Raw genomic sequence first — 17,158 nt, 5'->3', positions numbered from 1 at the left:
AGTGTGATTCTGTTTTATTATATGTGCTATGCGCTGGATCGCGGAATCCGCCTCACGATACTTTCGCATAGTCGCTCAAGTCCGGACGCTTCCATGAAGTGGTGCTCGACTTGTTACCGTGTTGATGGCCGCATTTCAATTCCTCGGCTTTGCAATGCCTTCCATACGCTCCCTTTTGCCTTGCTCAAGCTTCGGGCAACAGCATTGAGCGACTGCCCCTCACCGTAAAGCCTTACTGCCCAGTCGATCTCCTCCTCGGTCATCGGCTGGTTCCGCCTCTGCACCCCGTGCCCCTGGAGGATTTTCAGCAGCCCGCCCTTCGACACGCCATACTGCTCGCACAGCTGGTTCGTCGATGCGCCACCCCGATACGCCTCGACCACCTCAGCGATAGTGTCGGCCGACAGCCGACGATCCAGCCGCCGCGGTCGAATCACGCTGCTACCTGTCGCTCTCGGCCGGCGGGGCGGTGCAGCCTCGATCTTGGCGATCACCTTGCTGAGCCAATCCGGCTCCCACTGTTTCAAATACCGTCCGCTAACCTCGACAGCGAAAACCCTTTCCGACCAGCGTCGGAAGAGTTTTCTCGTTCATCGGCATGGGGCCGGATTCGACCCGAGCCAGTCAAAATCTCGTACTTTCGCCCTCGTCGCCGCGGGCCCAGCGTTCCAGGACGTCCCGATGGACCGGCACCGGCATGCGCCCGCACGAGGTGTTCGCCGTGGCGGACCGCGATCGCGGCAATCCGAGAATCAATCAACGGATTTCAGGCGCGGAACACTAGCGCTCAACACGTCCCTAGCGTGGGGCGTGTCCGAGTATCGACCTTGCTTTAGGTACAGCACACCGACAACTGGTCGAGGCGCTCACTGATTTTATCGATCGGCGCCTTCTGCGATCCACGCCGCGATCTGAGCGCGGGAGGTGAATCCGAGCTTGGTGAGGATGTGCTCGACGTGGCCCTGGGCGGTGCGTTGAGAGATCACCAGTTCAGCGGCGATCTGTTTGTTGGTGCCGCCTTGGGCGATAAGCTCTGCGACCTGGCGTTCACGTCTGGTCAGTGCCATGCCTGGCCCTGACGCGGACCACCATCCGCTAAACCATGCATTCGGACTTGACCTCTTTCCCGGTGCTGAACGGTCCACCGGAAGCTGGTGCCTGGTGAACGCTGATGCGACCGTTCGTTCCAGGACCGCGCGCGTGGTCGGCCGGCGACCGGTGACACGCTGTCTTGCGGCGGTCACAACTCGGGAAGCCGGAAGACCGGACGTGACTCCGGTCAGGCCGTTACTCGTCGGCCTCGCAGGGGCACGTCCAAGCGGCGCGCCAGCTCCTCGAGTGTGATGCCGAAGATGTCGCGCACGACGACTGCGTCGGGTTCGATGTCGAAGACCGCGAGGTCGGTGTAGACCCGGGATACGCAGCCGACTCCGGTGAGGGGGTAGGTGCAGGTCGGGACGAGTTTGGGGGTGCCGTCTTTGGTGAACAGCGTCATCATCACGAAGATCTGCTTGGCTCCGATGGCCAGGTCCATCGCGCCGCCGACCGCGGGGATGGCGTCGGGTGCGCCGGTGTGCCAGTTCGCCAGGTCACCGGTCGCGGAGACCTGGAAGGCGCCGAGCACGCACACATCCAAATGTCCGCCGCGCATCATGGCGAAGGAGTCGGCGTGGTGGAAGTAGGCGCTTCCGGGGAGCTCGGTGACGGGGATCTTGCCCGCGTTGGTGAGGTCTGGATCGATGTCGTCACCTACCGCTGCGGGGCCCATGTTCAGCATGCCGTTCTCGGTGTGCAGCACCACCCCGGAACTGGACGAGAGGTGGTCGGCGACGGTGGTGGGTTGGCCGATGCCGAGGTTGACATACGCGCCGGGCGGGATGTCCTCGGCGATCAGGGCCGCGATCTGATCCTTGCTGAGCGGGCCGGTGTTCATACCGCGACCACCTTGTCGACGTAGATGCTGGGGGTGACGACCGCTTCGGGATCCAGGGCGCCGGTTTCGACGATCTCTTTGACTTGGACGATGGTCGTGGTGGCGGCGGTCGCCATGACCGGACCGAAGTTGCGGGCGGTCTTGCGGTAGACCAGGTTGCCCATTCGATCCGATCGGTAGGCGCCGATGAGGGCGATGTCCCCGCTCAGGGGATACTCCAGAACGTAAGTGCGGCCGTCGATCTCGCGGGTCTCCTTACCTGCGGCGAGTTGGGTGCCGACGCCGGTGGGGCAGAAGAACGCGCCGATCCCCGCGCCCGCCGCCCGGATGCGTTCGGCGAGGTTGCCCTGCGGCACGACCTCGAGCTCGATCTGCCCGGCCCGGTAGAGGCTGTCGAAGACCCACGAGTCGGACTGACGGGGAAACGAGCAGATCACCTTGCGCACCCGTTTGGCGGCCAGCAGCGCGGCGAGGCCGGTGTCGCCGTTGCCCGCGTTGTTCGACACCACCGTCAGATCGGTCGCGCCCTGCTCGATCAGCGCTTCGATGAGCTGCACGGGCATGCCCGCCATACCGAAACCACCGACCAAAATAGTGCTGCCGTCGGTGATTCCGGTGACCGCCGCCGCGGTCGTCGCACAGACCTCCACCATCACCACACCTCCCGCATGTTCTCGAGCACGACCGCCAATCCCTGACCGACACCGATGCAGATCGCGGCCACACCCCACCGGTCACCGGACTCGATGAGACGGTGCGCCAAAGTGCCCACGATCCGCGCGCCCGAAGCACCCAGCGGATGCCCGATCGCGATGGCGCCGCCCTTGGCATTGACGATCTCCGGATCGGCCAGCCCCTGCGCGAGCCAGGCATCGACACAAGCCAGCGACTGCACCGCGAAAGCCTCGTTCAGTTCCACCGCCGACACATCAGCCCAGCCGATCCCCGCGCGAGCCAGCGCGCGATTGGCCGCCTCCACCGGTGCGTAACCGAAGTCCTGCGGATCCAGCGCATACGTCCCCCGGCCCGCGATCCGCGCCAGCGGATCGATACCCAACTCGGCTGAGTCGCTCGCGAGCAGGACCGCAGCGGCGCCGTCGTTGAGCGGGGAAGCGTTCCCGGCGGTGATCGACCCATCTTCCCGGAACGCCGGTTTCAATCCGGCCAGCTTCTCGGCAGTGGAGCCGGGACGGATGCCCTCGTCGCGGGCCAGGCCACCGACCGCGATCACGAGGTCGTCGTAGAAACCCGCATCCCACGCCGCGTCCGCCAAAAGGTGTGAGCGGGAAGCGAACTCGTCCTGGCGGGCACGGGAAATCCCGAAAAACTGCGCGAGCTGTTCGTTGCACTCACCCAGCGACACCGTCCACTCCGCAGGCATCCTGTCGTTGACCAGCCGCCAGCCCAGCGTGGTCGAGACCACGGTGACGTTCCCGGCAGGAAAGGCCCGCGAAGGCTTCGGCAACACCCACGGCGCCCGCGTCATCGACTCCACACCCCCGGCCACCACCACCTCCGCGTCACCGGCCTCGATGGCCCGCGAGGCGCTCATCACCGCATCCAAAGACGAGCCACACAGCCGATTCACCGTGGTCGCCGGCACCCCGGTCGGCAGCCCGGCCAGCAGCACCGCCATCCGGCCGACGTTGCGATTGTCCTCCCCGGCCTGATTCGCACACCCCCAGATCACATCCCCCACCGCATCAGGAGACAGGTGCGGTGCCTTGGCAAGCACAGCCGACAGGGCCGCGGCGGCCAAATCATCGGGGCGCTGATCGGCCAGCGCACCCCCGAAACGCCCGAACGGCGTACGCGCCGCGGCATAGACGAAGGAAGCGGTCACGCCTCGACGGTAAACACCCCTATTGATGCAGTCCAATACTCATTTAACGCGCATTGATAAGTAGCGGCGATAGGATTGCTGTGTGGACTTCGACCTGCGGACCCTGCGCTACTTCCTCGCCCTCGCCGACGAGCGTCATTTCGGCCGGGCCGCAGCTCGCGTCCACATCGCCCAACCCGCCCTGTCCCAGCAGATCAAACAGCTCGAAACCCAACTCGGGGTTCAGCTGTTCGACCGCTCGACCCGCCGCGTCGAGATCACCCCCGCGGGCGAACGCTTCACCGAACACGCGCGGCGGATCGAGGCGGCATGCGCTCGCGCCGGCGACGACATGGCGGCATTCGCCCGCGGCAGCGCAGGCCGCGTCTCGGTCGGCTTCATCGGCACCGCCACCTACGACGTCCTCCCCCGCCTGACCCGGATGGTCCGCACCGAACTCCCCGACATCGACCTGCGAGTGCGCGGCGAACTGCTGTCCCCGCAACTGCTCGACGGCCTGGCCACCGGCGAATACGACCTGGCACTGGTCCGGCCCCAACCGACCTCCGAACCGGGACCACAACGAGGACTCCACCACCTCCTCGCACGGAGCCCCGACGCGCCGAACATCGTGCTCGAAACACTGCGCACCGAACACCTTCTCGCCGTCCTCCCCGTCAACCACCCACTCGCCCACACCGATCCGGTCGATCTCGCCGCCCTGGACGGCGAAACATTCATCACCCACCCCTCCGGCGACCGATCCACCATGCACCACCTGGTGCTCGACGCATGCGCCCGCGCCGGATTCCGACCTCCCGTCCTGGAAGTCAGCGAAACCGCCACCCTCGCCGTCTCCGTAGCCGCCGGCCTCGGCGTCGCCCTCGCCCCCGAACCCGTCCGCAGCCTAGGACTGGACGGCGTCACCTACCGACCACTCCGGCAGCCGGAAACGGTCGATCTCATGCTGGCCCGACGGGAATCGGAAAACTCGCCCGGCGTGGCAACTGTCGCGGCGCTGGTCCGAGCCGCAGCGCACGCTATCTAGCAGGCCCACCCGCTACGGCACTGGTTGGACACCGACGTACCCGTGGCAAAGTGGCCTCGGTAGACAGATTGATCTGGTGAGCGGTGCATCGATCAGTCTCGATCGGATAGGCGCGTCGCGGGCCACTACGCCGAATTTCGGGGATCGGCGCTGACCGCGAAGACTGGGAACCGGTCCTCCCATGGATGGGGCTGGAATCGAACGCGCACGGACCGGCCCGGCGACGAGGGGATCTCCCCTTCCAGGGAGGTGTAGACCCAAGGGCCCTCGTCGAGCGCCACGATCGCGATCGTCAGCGGCACCAACCTACCTGGCCGATCGGTCGAGGCTCGGTCGACAACCCGCCACGACACGACCGAGCCCGCACCTGAGGACGGCACACGCTCGAGCTCGCCGGATCCGCAGGACGAACACCCGGACGTGATCGGCGCGAGCAGCTTGGCGCACCGCACGCAACGGTGAATCATCAACACGTCATCCGCGCACAGCCCGCTGTCGTCGCCGAGGCACTTCGCAGTTTTCTCCAGGTCAGGCGGGTACATACGGGCCTCCACGAGAGGGTGCTGACAGGTTCCGCTCCAGCCTGCGATGGAAAGACGCGCCCGGCGACGGTCGAATGACCCGCGGTATACCTATTTCCCGCCTCAACCGACCGGCGCGGCGGAAAACCCCCTGTCAGCCACAGGGCCTGGACAGGCCACACTGCATTTACGCTCCGCACCAGCCCGCGGCATCTCTGACAACCTCGCTCGCTGTTCGGCACCTGATTCCAGCGCCACAACCTCAGTGCTCGCGCAACCTGCGGGTACCCGCCGACGAATCGGCACACACCCGACATCTGCTGCCAAGGCCACGGACACGTCGCAGGTACTGCAAGCCGGTAGGACTGCCGGACGTTCCCGGTTCGATAGTGATCTCAGCCGTTGTAGGAACAACTCCGGGCGTGGCCGGTCACCCCTTGACCTATTCGAGGAGGCGGCGTCCGGGTGATCTCCGATCGCGGCGCACCGCAACTCGCGATGGTGCGGTGTTCTTCACCGTCCGATCGACCTTCTGCACACCCGTGTGCACGGTCGCCCATCTGGGTCCGTGACGCGACACGGACCGCAGAGGGCTTCTTCCGTCCCCGGCCCGCGGCCGGGCACGGAAGGCCGCCGACAGCTCAAGGCTCCACGGTCACCTTGATGGCCGCGCCGTTCTTGACGATCGAGAAGGCGTCCAGCACGTTTTCGAGGCGGATGCGATGGGTGATGAGGTCTTTCACCGGCACTTGTCCTGAGGAGATGTATTCGAGTGCGCGCTTGTTGTGTTCGGGTGCGGACCCGTTGGCTCCGTGGATGTGCAGTTGGCGCCGCGAGTGCGGCGCGTTCCGCCTCCCCAAAAAATACAGCGGTGGCTGAATCCCGCACTGCGACAACATCGCACGGCAATAGACCATGCCGACGTAGCACCGACTCGTTGCAGAGCCCTCAGCCCTCGCCGCCGGCCCACGCCACCACACTCAGGTGGCGAATTCATATCCGCTCCGTCGAGCCGGAAGTCGGACACAGAGGGTCAGGTAACCGTCAATAGATATCGCATGTGACATGCATCACATGCAGTCAGCAAATTCGCTGGTTGGGCGACGAAGCCATGGCAGACCTGCGGCTTTTGATAGAAAAGTCCCTACTTGCCCTGTGCATAGTTAACCGTCTGTGCTTAAATTGTGACCAAGCCGACATCAAACGTTGGCCACCCGACACCGCGGCAGCCCCGTGATGACGGGATGGTAGCCGCGCGAATGCGTGACGCCGGAGAGTTGAGCATCCGACAACAGAAGACCGCTCCATCGGCGAGCCTCAGCGGCTCTCTCCAAGGGTCCGTGCAGCCCTACGCGCTGTCGGAATCCGATCCTTCCGTACAAGAGATCGATGCACAATGTCTGACTGCCGACATCTAACCCAGCGCTGCGGCGCGAATCGCGAACGCATCGGCGTCGTCCTCGGCGCCACGGGCATGGTAGCCGTGGCCGCACCTACCGCACATGCAGCCGACCGAGCATGTAGCTATTCAATACGCACAGCGAGGGGCATCGGCACATTCGAGTACCGGTAGATCGAAATCTGATGCGGTGCATCAATTTTACCAAGGTGAGCCAGGAGCCGTGACACGTCACAACCAGTCACCGCCCACAGCAACGCTCGCGATATACAGATCCGACTTGTGGTGATCCGAGCGCACCATCCAGAAGCGCAGGTTCAGAAAAACAACGACAACCGTCACCTAAGGAGCTGACAGTGCACAAGAAGGCCGAACAGGCACTCCATCAGGATTTCCACCGCTGGACCGCGCTGGTCGACCGGGCCGCACACGCGGAAAACGAAGTCGAGCGCGAGAACCCCGCCTTGGCTGCGGCAGAGCTGCAAGAGAAGTGGACCCGCACGGCCCCCGAAGGCTGGCGAACACTGCACAGCCAATGGTGCGACAGAATCGACCCGACGCGACCAGCCGATGCTGGAATACGCTCCACCTCAGGTCAGATCGCCGACGCGAACTGCGCATGCGCAGTGTCGAGGCCGCTCCGAACTCGAGCAATCTCGCACCGATGACCCCTCAGGCAGGCTCGTCAGCGAGTCGCCGTGCCACGCACGTCACGCGACAGTTCGCCGTACATGGCATGGCCGACGCGCGATAGCGTCGCCGGATCCTGAGCGTGTCGATCCAGCTCGCCTGGACGTCACCGATTCGCATGGTTGTTCGCAGCTACGTGGACCTGGACACAGTGCTCGTAGCCGACGACTGATCGGCTCGGTCTCGATAGCGCTACACACAACCGGTTCCGATCCTCTTCGCGCATTTACTGGCGGGAGAACAATGGACGAGAACATCCACACAACAACGAACAGATTCTGCTCACGATGCAGAAGAGCGCTGCTATCGGCAGCGGATCAGCGTCGACGCCTGCACACATACTGTCTCGAGTCGGAGGCACATCCTCTTGCTCGAATGACCCCAGCCGACTGGAGGGCGGTGGCCGGTTGGCTCGATCCGTACCGATCCCAGCTAATGGGAAATATGGGGTCGGAGTAGTCCAGCCGATAGCCGATAGCCGACGGTAGCGTTCTGGACCGTGTATCCGACGGCTCCTGACCCTCGGTAGGGATATGCGCGGATCGAGGTGGTGCGCGCGGCGGGTTCGGCAGTGGGGATCGAGGCTGCTACCGGTGAGGATCCGGTGGCGTGTTCCGGCTGCGGGGTGCTCCTGGCGGGTTCACAGCCGTTACCGGCGGCGGTTGTCGGACATCGCGATAACCAGTCGCGAGGTGATCATCGGGTTGCGGGTGCGCAGATCGGAGTGAGCGTGAGTAATTCATAGAGCGTGCGCCACACTCGTGACTAGGTTGTCGAACATGGATAACGACGGACCCAGCCGTACAGCGCTCATCACCGCGTACGCCCGCGCCTATCACCAGATCGCTGACCGACCACAAATCTTCACCGACCCCCTGGCGGCACGTCTACTCGGCGTCACCGCAGAGGACCTGGCCGAAAAGGGAACACCCACAACCGATCACCTCGGTGACGGGGTCAGCGATCGGCCCCGCCGACTGTTCTTCGCCGCCCGCGCGCGCTTCGCCGAGGACGCCGTGGCCGCGGCCATCGCCGCTGGTGTGCGGCAGGTCGTTATCCTCGGCGCCGGTCTGGACACTTTCGCCTACCGCAATCCGCGCCCGGACTTGCGTGTCTTCGAGGTCGACCACCCCGCCACCCAAGCGTGGAAACGCGAACGCCTTACTACCGCCGGAATCGACCGCCCCGAGACGTTGACCTTCGTGCCGGTCGATTTCGAAACCCAGACGCTGGCAGCGGCGTTGGAATCCACCGGATTCGAACGGACGGACCCGGCCGTCTTCGTGTGGCTCGGCGTCGTCTTCTATCTGACTCCCGACGCCGCCCACGCCACTCTCGAATACATCGCCGGTCAGGCCCAGCCGGTCGAGGTGGTCTTCGACTACCTGCAGCCCGCGGACACCGATGTGGACCGTGCGCACCAGCAGGCCCGCGCCGATCGGCTGGCCGGCCTCGGTGAACCCGTGTTCAGCTACTTCACGCCCGACGACCTCGCCGCACAGCTGCGCGCCCTCGGCTTCACCGACCTCGAAGACCACTCCGCCCCCGACCTCATCGCCGGCTACCTCGACGGATCCGAAAATTTCGAGGGCGAACCGCCCCCCGCACTGCGCGCGATCCGCATACTGCGCGCGAGCCGCTGAGTTCGTCTGCCGCGGTTGCGGCCGCCGGACCAGCGCCTACCACACTGTCGCTCATGCCTCTAAAATAGAGGCATGAGCGACAGTGTGGTTCTCTCCTTCTGGCAAGCCGACCGCTCGCAGGACCTCGCACAGCATCTTGCGGACGACGCGATCTTCACCAGCCCGGTCGCCGACTATCACGGGCGCGAGGACGCCACACACGTGCTGGGACTGATCTCGACAGTGCTCGGTGGTATCACCGAGACGAACCAGTGGAGAGCCGAACGGGACGGGGTTTTCGCGTTCACCGCACAGGTCGAGGATCACCACTTGCAGGGCATGCTGCGCGAGGAACGCGACGCCTCCGATCGGATCACACACGTCACGTTGTTCCTGCGTCCGTTGGGAACCCTGCGCATCGCGATCGCGGAAATGGCACGGCGGCTGCAGGATTCACCTCTGCCCAGCCAGGCCGGATAGCCATGCCGACCGACGCGCCACGACCCGGACATCCCGTCCGCGGCTCCTCGACCGGCCGCCCGATCATGGCCCTGTTCGACCTGATCGGGCGGCGGTGGACCCTGCGAGTGATCTGGGAACTCGACAGAGCCGCACACCCACCGACCTTCCGCGAACTGCGTACGGCATGCGGCGAAATCTCCTCGAGCGTGCTGACCCGTCGGCTCCATGAACTCACGGCGGCCGGCATCGTCGACCACGTGAACGGCTACTCGCTGACACCGATCGGACAACGACTCATCCACAGCTTGCAACCGATCACCGCATGGGCCCAAGACTGGGATCGCCAACTTCACTAGCCGCCATGGTCAAACCATCCCGCGAGTACTATGTGTGCGAGCGAATCCGGCGAGTCCGGCGGCGAACGAGTCGAACATCGGCTCGAAAAGGCGCCGCATCACCAGTGATTCGACCGGGCGCAGCGCCGGCGCCGGGTCGAGGTGTACCTGCCAGACCATGCGGCAGCGGCCGGGGCCGAGCGGCTCGAAGGTGATGTCTTCGATCATTCGGCGCGCCAGCGGGATCGACATGGCATCGGCGGAGAACGTGAAACGGGCGGCGGGCTCCCAGGCCAGGAATCGTTCGCGCACCGTGATCCAGCGCAAGTGAATGTCGCGGATCGTTCCCACGTCATGCGCAGCATTTCCGTACCAGGTGGTGGCCCGGTACCCGTCGGCCCACTCCCCTTGGCCTTCCCCGGTGGCGAGAATGTCGAAGGTTCGCTGCGCCGATGCGTCCACGATACGTTCGCTGAGTAGGTGGCGGCGCATCGAAGAGATATCGCACAGGCTGCTGGGACGCAGGGCGTACATGGTCATTTCGCGGCGACCAATCCACGGGTCAGGCGAATCGTGGTGCGGCGCGGCAGGTACCGCGGCAGACGCGTGGACACCGCGTTCGTCAGCCCGGATACCACGCTCGGCCGGGGCGTGCGACGGTCCAGTTCGCGCAGAGCCGTCGCCACCACCTGCTCCGATGTCTGCCGTCGTCCGACACTGGCGGCTTCGCCCGCCACCTCGAAGAACTCGGTATCGGTGGCGCCCGGGCACACGGCGAGCGCGGTGACGCCACTACCTTCCAGCTCGCCCCACAACGCCTCGGTGAACGAGAGCACGAACGCCTTCGTCGCGCCGTAGACGGCCATGAACGGGATCGGTTGGAACGCCGCGGTGGAGGCGATGTTGATCACCGCTCCGCGGCCGCGCCGGATCATGTCCGGCAGTGCCGCCCGGGTCAGTTCCGCGACGGCGGTGATGTTGACCGCGATCTCCTCGCGCACGCGCGCGCGGTCGTGGTCGGCGAGCGGGCCGTGGGTCGCGAAACCGGCGTTGTTGACCAGCACGTCGATCGGGTGCTCGTCCGCGCTCAGCAGGGCGGCGAGGCGCTCGACATCCGCGGGGATCGAAAGGTCCGCGGTGACGACCCGAGCCCGGATACCGAAGGTGTGTTCGAGGTCTGTCGCCAGCTCGCGCAGCCGATGCTCGCGCCTGGCGACCAGGATCAGGTCACACCGTCTTTCCGCCAAGGCCGTGGCGAATGCCGCGCCGATTCCGCTACTCGCACCGGTCACGACCGCCGTCGCGCCATCCCAGTTCTTCATGTCGCCTCCTGAAAGTGAACAGGTGTTCAGCTAGCTATACTTAACATCTGTTCAGTGATCTATGTCAAGGGAGCCTCGATGACCGATACACGCCAACGACGAGCGCGCGGAGAGGGCGAGCGGCTGCGCGCGGAGTTGGTTGCCGCCGCGATCGAGCTGCTGCTGGAACCGCAGTCGTTGCCGACGCCGTCACTGCGGGCCATCGCCCGGGCCTGCGGTGTCGCGCCCAGCGCGGTCTACATGCACTTCCCGTCTCAAGATGCGCTGAACTATGCCGTGACCGAGGAATTGTTCGGCCGGCTGCGGCATGCGCTCGACGCCGCGGACATGCCCGACGGCACCCGCGTCGACCGGCTTCGTTCGCTGATCGATGCCTATCTGACGTGGGCCGAGAATCATCCCGGCGCCTACCAGTTGCTGTTCGAACGACCCGATCCCTCGATCGAGCCCGGTACCGGGCCGGGACTGGATCTGCTGGATCGTCTGGCCGACCTGTTACCGGCCGCCGAGAAGTCCCCGGACCTCGCGCTGCGCGCGTGGTGCGCCCTGCACGGCGTGGTCTCGCTACGGATCCACAAACCAACGGCCCCTTGGACTTCGGAACCACGTGCCGACGCATGGGCAGTCGTCGCGGCCCTCGCCGGCCTACCGTGACCACCGGTGGCATCCACCCTGCGGCGCCCTGACGAGGCGGACGTTCGCGTGGGGACGATTTTCGCGACACCATCACCGTCGATATGAGGAATTTCGAGCAGTCGACGGCGGCGGATACACCGACGCGCGACGGCTACGGCGATTTTGTCAGGCCGCGGACGTGTGGCCATGCCTTGGCGAGTGCGAGGAGCTGGCGCAGCTCCGCGGTGAGATCCCTTGCCCCCGGTTGGATTTGGTGCCGCGGCGTGAGCCGGCTCGCGCGCGGGGCGTGCCCGGCAGCTTTCGTTGCGATGGCCTCGGCGACGCGACGGGCATAGATGTGCGGGTCGCCGCCGGTGGCGGCCAGATCGTCGGGGCAGTCGCTGTAGCGCTTGAGATGCAGCAGACTGTCGCGGATCTCGACCGTCATGCGGTGCAGACGGATGGCCGGGTCTGTTCGGCCGTCGAGGTCGCGCCGCGTCTCCATGACGATTTCCGGTACGGCTGCGGTGAGATCGGCCCACATGGGCTGCAAGCGGCGGCGATATCGGCTGGTGCGGTCCCATCCGACATGGGAGACCAAGGCGCTGATCAGCGGCACCGTGACCACGGCGGGAGCGCCGACCGCCGAGAGAAGGAACCCGCACCATGCTTTCCAGCGCATTTCGGGATCGAATGGCGGTTGGCCGGTCAGGACACTGACAAGCGAATCGATCGGGTATGCGACCGCGACAATCCCCATGCCCACCGCGGTGCACAGGACCACCGTGTACAGTGCGCGTTCCTGCCAGGGGCTATCGCCCGCGGCGCGCATCTCGCGCACGCTTGCCCGGCTGACGAGCACAGCCGTCGCACCGAGCGGCAGGGAAAACGCGATCCAGATCACGACGGCAGGCCAGCCGAGGGCTTGGTCGATCAACTGGTCGGCGCGGCGGGCGGGCGTCCCTGCGATCAGGATGACAACGGTGGCGGTGAGGGTGAGCAGGTAGTAGCGCCGCTGCCTGTGCCACGTGTGGGCGGGGTCTGCGCCTGCCCACAGCTTGGCGATGCCGTAGATATTCGAGACGGCCAGCACGGTTGCTCCCAGCGAGAGCTGCCGGGCGATGTTCACCACGTCGCTGTTGTCGCCGGGCAGCAGCCGGGTCAGTGACTGTTCGAACCACGACTCCCGCAACAGGTGTTCGAGGAGAGCCGCGGCGAGCGCGCGGTTGACGAGCCGGTCGACGACGCTGTCCGGCAACAGCCACCACCGACCGATGAGCGCCAACGCGATACCTGTCAGGACGGGCCAGGTGATCGAACCCGGGATCGGGGAAGTCATCTCACCGATGCCGGTTTCGGAAGAACGTCGAGCGGAACCGGCTCGCCGACCGCTTCGGCAGCATCGCTTCGACGAGCAACAGGTCGGCGAAGGTTTCGGCGGCGCGCTCGCGCTCACTTCCGTAATCCTGGCGGCGCAGTACGCTGCGGATCGTTTCCAGCGACAGCGAGGGCATCAATTCGCGCAACGGCAGATCGGCCGCGGCACCATCGGTACCGCTCGCGGTTCCTCCGTGGCCGAGCAACATATGACCGATCTCGTGGGCGATGATGTGATCGGCATGCCATTCGGTGTCGGCTCCGTACATGATCACGTCGTCGCCTGCACGGGCGATCCACAGGCCGCTTCCGGTGCCGCATCCGTTCTCCGAGAGTGCGCCGACATCGATCGGGCACAACGTGATCGGCCGTTCCCGGTACTCTGCCACCCGCGCGATGTACTCCGTTACGTCCCATGGGTGGGGGATCGGTACCAGGCGACCCAGCTCCTCGAATCGCGCGGCGAGATCCTCCATTACGCCTTCCCCTTGTCGATCACGTGACCTATGCCGATACCGCGATGAGCGTAGCCGCCGACCGAGCATCGTCACGGACGCGGCTTGTCGCGCAGGCTTTCTCGCACCGACTCGACGGATCGGCCGCGTGGTCATCGTCCAGTCGGCCTGACAGAGAAATGCGTAGTCGATCGTGACGGTTCGCTCATGTTCCCGAAGGGTTCCGTGAGGCCGCTATCCACGCCGCGACCTGTGTTCGCGAGGTGAAGCCCAGTTTGGTCAGCACGTGTTCGACATGGCCTTGTGCGGTGCGGGGCGAGATCACCAAGCGAGCGGCGATCTCCCTGTTGGTCAGGCCTTCGGCGACCAGTTCGGCGACTTGCCGCTCGCGTTTGGTCAATTTGCTGCCCAGGGGATTTCGCGCCGAGGGTGAGGCCGGTTCACCCAGGGCGTAGGCGATCGCGGCGTCGAGATCGAGCGCGGCGCCTTCCCGGTGGGCCGCGGCGTAGGCGTGCTCGCTGATGGCTTCTCGAGTTCGGCGCTCGCACTCTTCCTGATAAGCGAGCAGCTCTGGGAATTGGGTCGGCGCGGTACCCACGGACCGGCCGATCTGTTCGGCGGCCGCGAACAAGACGACCACACGCTCGGCAGCTTCGTGGTCGGCTGCGATCCACGCCAGTGCTTGCAGGCACATGCTGAGGTTCGTGCGGTCGTCCACCTTCCTGCTCACCCGCAGTGCTCGCACGATGAGTCGAGTCGCCCGCACGGAATCTCCTCGACGCCACAACGAAATAGCCAGCGCCCACATCGCGTAGGCCTGATATACCGTCCCGCCGTGTTCTTCGATGAGCGCGAGAGAGCGTTCGAAATATTCGATGGCCCGCGCGCTGTCGTCACCCAGCCCGTGCGTGAGACCGAGAAAGGTCAGCGCGTCGACTCGGAAGAGGAGAGGGCCGCCTCGCTCGGTATACACCCGGACGGCCTTCTCGAGATACAGGCGGGCGTCGGAAAGGTTTCCGTTGAACAGTGCGAGGAGTCCATCGGCGAAGTCGATGTGTGCGCGGATCAGCGGGTCGGTCGACCGCTCGGCGAACGCGTGCCCTTCGCGTACCAGATCGGCCACCCCTGAGACGTCGCCCTGTACTGCGGCTATGAGGGAGGTCGCGAATATCGCCGCGGCCTGGTCGACGGTGACTGTGCCGGTGCGGCGGGCCAGCAGACGCTCCAGCCAGCGACGCTCCTCGGCGAGGGAGCCGTGGGAGAACCGGAAGGGCAACAGAGCGTTGGCGATCCGGATTCCGGCTTCGGGGCTGTCGGACACGCAGAATTCCAGCGCTTGCCGCATGTTCGGCTGCTCCCGGCGCAACCGTCCGACCCACTCGAAGTCCCGAGGACTGATCAAGTCGGCATTCGCATCGAGCGCCAGCTGTTCGTACCAGTCACGGTGGCGACGGCAGAGTTCGAGGTATTCGCCGGTCCGCTCCCCTTTTTCGCGGCCGTAGTCACGCACCGTGTCCAGCATCCGAAACCGCACCACGCCCGCCGACTCTTCGCGAATGAGGATCGACTTGTCGACGAGGAACGCGACCGTATCCAGAATGTTCTCCGCTGCCAGATCCTCTCCGCAGACGTATTGCGCGGCCTCGAGGTCGAAGCTGCCCGCGAAGACCGACAACTGAGCCCACACTCGTTGTTGCACCGGTGTACACAGGTCGTAGCTCCAGTCGATGCACATGCGCAGTGTCTGTTGCCGCGGCGGTGCGCTCCTGCTGCCGCGAGTGAGCAAGGCGAACCGATCGGTCAAGCGTCGCAATATCTGTTCCGGCGACATCACCCGCAACCAGGCTGTCGCCAGCTCGATCGGCAACGGCAAGCCGTCCAGCTGCCGGCAGATCCGGGCGATGGGGCGTTGGTTGTCCTCGGTGAGTTCGAACCCCGGCACGGCAGTGGCGGCCCGGTCGCTGAACAACCTCATCGCGTCATTGCGGGCCGGGTTCCTGGGTAGCCGATCCGGATCGGGGACGGCCAGCGGGTGGATCGGCAGAACCGCTTCCCCTGCGAGGCCGATCGGCTCGCGGCTCGTCGCGAGAATGCGCACTCGCTGACACGCGCGAAGCAGCGACTCCGCGAGTTCCGCCACCGCGGCCACCAGTTGCTCGCAATTGTCCAGCACGAGCAGCAGTTCGCGATCGGCGAGGAACTCGGCGAGTACGTCGCGTAACGGCCGCATCGATCGGTCCTGCAAGTTCAGCGCGCCCGCGATGACGCTCGCCAACAGCGATTCGTCACGCAGCTCACCCAGCTCGACGAACACCACACCGTCGGCGAAGTCGCGTTGCGCAGTGGTGGCGACTTGCACCGCGAGCCGCGTCTTGCCCACTCCGCCGATCCCGGTGAGGGTCACCAACCGCGAGGTCGACAACGAGTTCGTCGCTTGCGTCAGCTCGGTTCGTCGATCGATGAAGCTGGTCAGTTCCAGCGGAAGCTTCCCCGAACCCGACGAAGCCTCCGTCGCTCGATGCTGCCGCGACCCCGTCGCAGGCAACTGCCGGCCTGGTGACTCGGCCTCGGGCTCCCCCGCGAGCGGAGTGTGCAACGCCATTTCATCGACAGGGAAACCATGACGGGTCTGCGCTTCTCGGAGTTGCTCACCCAGTTCCGCGGCGGAAGGTCGGCTGTTCGGGTCACCGGCCATGGCACGTTCGATGATGGCTCCCACGGCCTCGGGAATGCCGTGCTCGCGCAGGTCCGGTACCGGCTCGGAGGTGATTCTGAGGAACTGGGCCACCAACTGCTCGCCGTCGCGGCGCTCGAAGGCCGCATGGCCGGTGATCGCGGCGAACAAGGTGGCGCCGAGGCCGTAGACGTCCGCGGCCGGGCCTGCCGCCTCGCCGCCGATCACTTCCGGAGCAGTGAAGGCGGGCGTCCCGGTGACGATGCCCGCGCCGGTGACGAACCCGCCTCCGATATGAGCGATGCCGAAATCCACCAGCGTGGGCTCGTCGTAGTCGGTGTAGAGAATATTTCCGGGCTTGACGTCGCGATGGAGCACCCCGGCGCGATGCGCCGTCTCGAGAGCCCCGGCCATCTTCACCCCCAGCCGCAGCACTTCCTCGAGTCCCAGCGGCCCGCTGCCGCGGATCCGTGCGTCCAGAGAGCCGTGCGGGTAATACGGCATGACGATGTAGGGGCGACCGTCGTCGGTGACGTCTGCGTGCAGGACATGCACGATATTGGGATGGCCGGTCAACCTGCCCGCGGCCCGCTGCTCGCGTAAGAACCGGGCCCGGTTGTCCTCGTCCAGATCGGCGGTGAGGACCTTGACCGCGACCACTCGGTCGAGCGAAGCCTGCCTGCAGCAATACACAGCACCGAAACCACCCCGGCCGATCTCGGCGGCGTCCTCCAGCCCAGCCGCCGCCAATTCCGCCGCGACCGAACCGGACGCGTCGCGTTGCGTCGCGAAGGGATCGGCATCGGTCATCGACTACACCGATTCACCCCATCCGAGCCCATTGGCAAACCCACCACTGCACACCTCCCGGTGACGTATCCCC

At 65.5% G+C, this 17,158-nt stretch carries 16 protein-coding genes and 2 pseudogenes; 6 read left to right on the top strand and 12 right to left on the bottom strand.

Translation table 11 applies throughout. The features are described from left to right. Positions 1-113: 113 nt before the first annotated feature. From ACWESM_RS13365 to ACWESM_RS13345, 5 genes and pseudogenes are all read right to left on the bottom strand, one after another. The gene (locus ACWESM_RS13365; RefSeq protein ID WP_452491887.1) at positions 114-494 is read right to left on the bottom strand and encodes a helix-turn-helix domain-containing protein; all 381 of its coding nucleotides are present in this window, start codon (positions 492-494) and stop codon (positions 114-116) included. 381 nt (positions 495-875) lie between these two features. Next, positions 876-1,073, bottom strand: a pseudogene (locus tag ACWESM_RS13360) (response regulator transcription factor); the annotation flags it as partial. Positions 1,074-1,279: 206 nt separating this feature from the next. Continuing rightward, positions 1,280-1,933, bottom strand: coding sequence for a 3-oxoacid CoA-transferase subunit B (locus ACWESM_RS13355; protein ID WP_452491886.1), 654 nt, complete (start codon positions 1,931-1,933; stop codon positions 1,280-1,282). After that, positions 1,930-2,586, bottom strand: a complete 657-nt coding sequence (locus ACWESM_RS13350) for a 3-oxoacid CoA-transferase subunit A (protein WP_452491884.1) — start codon at positions 2,584-2,586, stop codon at positions 1,930-1,932. The genes ACWESM_RS13355 and ACWESM_RS13350 overlap by 4 nt, the downstream gene beginning before the upstream one ends. Beyond that, positions 2,586-3,776 carry a thiolase family protein gene (locus ACWESM_RS13345; protein ID WP_452491882.1) on the bottom strand — a complete coding sequence of 397 codons (1,191 nt, stop codon included), beginning with the start codon at positions 3,774-3,776 and terminating at the stop codon, positions 2,586-2,588. The genes ACWESM_RS13350 and ACWESM_RS13345 overlap by 1 nt, the downstream gene beginning before the upstream one ends. An 82-nt stretch (positions 3,777-3,858) precedes the next feature. Here ACWESM_RS13345 and ACWESM_RS13340 point away from each other — a divergent pair, with 82 nt between their 5' ends. Continuing rightward, the gene (locus ACWESM_RS13340; RefSeq protein ID WP_452491880.1) at positions 3,859-4,803 is read left to right on the top strand and encodes a LysR substrate-binding domain-containing protein; all 945 of its coding nucleotides are present in this window, start codon (positions 3,859-3,861) and stop codon (positions 4,801-4,803) included. Positions 4,804-4,928: 125 nt separating this feature from the next. Here the strand turns inward: ACWESM_RS13340 and ACWESM_RS13335 are convergent, their stop codons facing one another. Beyond that, positions 4,929-5,270 carry a Zn-ribbon domain-containing OB-fold protein gene (locus tag ACWESM_RS13335; protein ID WP_397281331.1) on the bottom strand — a complete coding sequence of 114 codons (342 nt, stop codon included), beginning with the start codon at positions 5,268-5,270 and terminating at the stop codon, positions 4,929-4,931. A 695-nt stretch (positions 5,271-5,965) separates the two neighbouring features. Further along, positions 5,966-6,154: pseudogene (locus tag ACWESM_RS13330) on the bottom strand (alcohol dehydrogenase); the annotation flags it as partial. Between the two features lie 925 nt (positions 6,155-7,079). Between ACWESM_RS13330 and ACWESM_RS13325 the strand changes: the two are divergent. The 4 genes from ACWESM_RS13325 to ACWESM_RS13310 all read left to right on the top strand — a co-directional run bounded on the left by ACWESM_RS13325 (position 7,080) and on the right by ACWESM_RS13310 (position 9,853). Next, positions 7,080-7,391, top strand: a complete 312-nt coding sequence (locus ACWESM_RS13325; protein WP_452491878.1) for a hypothetical protein — start codon at positions 7,080-7,082, stop codon at positions 7,389-7,391. A gap of 801 nt (positions 7,392-8,192) precedes the next feature. Then, positions 8,193-9,056 (top strand): class I SAM-dependent methyltransferase, encoded by an 864-nt coding sequence (locus ACWESM_RS13320; RefSeq protein ID WP_397281245.1) that lies wholly within the window; start codon positions 8,193-8,195, stop codon positions 9,054-9,056. Between the two features lie 72 nt (positions 9,057-9,128). Beyond that, positions 9,129-9,515, top strand: a complete 387-nt coding sequence (locus ACWESM_RS13315; protein WP_355076674.1) for a hypothetical protein — start codon at positions 9,129-9,131, stop codon at positions 9,513-9,515. A gap of 2 nt (positions 9,516-9,517) precedes the next feature. Further along, positions 9,518-9,853, top strand: coding sequence for a winged helix-turn-helix transcriptional regulator (locus tag ACWESM_RS13310; RefSeq protein ID WP_355076676.1), 336 nt, complete (start codon positions 9,518-9,520; stop codon positions 9,851-9,853). Positions 9,854-9,862: 9 nt separating this feature from the next. On the opposite strand, the gene ACWESM_RS13305 is transcribed toward ACWESM_RS13310, so the two are convergent. Together ACWESM_RS13305 and ACWESM_RS13300 are read right to left on the bottom strand one after the other, a co-directional pair. Next, positions 9,863-10,372 carry an SRPBCC family protein gene (locus ACWESM_RS13305; protein WP_452491876.1) on the bottom strand — a complete coding sequence of 170 codons (510 nt, stop codon included), beginning with the start codon at positions 10,370-10,372 and terminating at the stop codon, positions 9,863-9,865. Further along, positions 10,369-11,154 carry an SDR family NAD(P)-dependent oxidoreductase gene (locus tag ACWESM_RS13300; protein ID WP_355076679.1) on the bottom strand — a complete coding sequence of 262 codons (786 nt, stop codon included), beginning with the start codon at positions 11,152-11,154 and terminating at the stop codon, positions 10,369-10,371. The genes ACWESM_RS13305 and ACWESM_RS13300 overlap by 4 nt, the downstream gene beginning before the upstream one ends. Before the next feature lie 78 nt (positions 11,155-11,232). Between ACWESM_RS13300 and ACWESM_RS13295 the strand changes: the two genes are divergently transcribed. After that, positions 11,233-11,808: a TetR/AcrR family transcriptional regulator gene (locus tag ACWESM_RS13295; protein WP_364435818.1), complete on the top strand. Its 576-nt coding sequence runs from the start codon at positions 11,233-11,235 to the stop codon at positions 11,806-11,808. A 133-nt stretch (positions 11,809-11,941) separates the two neighbouring features. On the opposite strand, the gene ACWESM_RS13290 is transcribed toward ACWESM_RS13295, so the two are convergent. From ACWESM_RS13290 to ACWESM_RS13280, 3 genes are all read right to left on the bottom strand, one after another. After that, complete coding sequence (locus tag ACWESM_RS13290; protein ID WP_355076683.1) at positions 11,942-13,108, bottom strand: MAB_1171c family putative transporter; 1,167 nt, start codon at positions 13,106-13,108, stop codon at positions 11,942-11,944. A 1-nt stretch (position 13,109) separates the two neighbouring features. Beyond that, positions 13,110-13,622, bottom strand: a complete 513-nt coding sequence (locus tag ACWESM_RS13285) for a zinc metalloprotease (RefSeq protein ID WP_355076685.1) — start codon at positions 13,620-13,622, stop codon at positions 13,110-13,112. Between the two features lie 184 nt (positions 13,623-13,806). Next, positions 13,807-17,085 (bottom strand): protein kinase domain-containing protein, encoded by a 3,279-nt coding sequence (locus ACWESM_RS13280; RefSeq protein ID WP_452491874.1) that lies wholly within the window; start codon positions 17,083-17,085, stop codon positions 13,807-13,809. Positions 17,086-17,158: the final 73 nt, after the last annotated feature.

Source organism: Nocardia sp. NPDC003999 (genome assembly GCF_053604885.1).
Note: the sequence above shows the minus strand (reverse complement) of the source record. Positions and strands in the feature narration are given on the sequence as shown.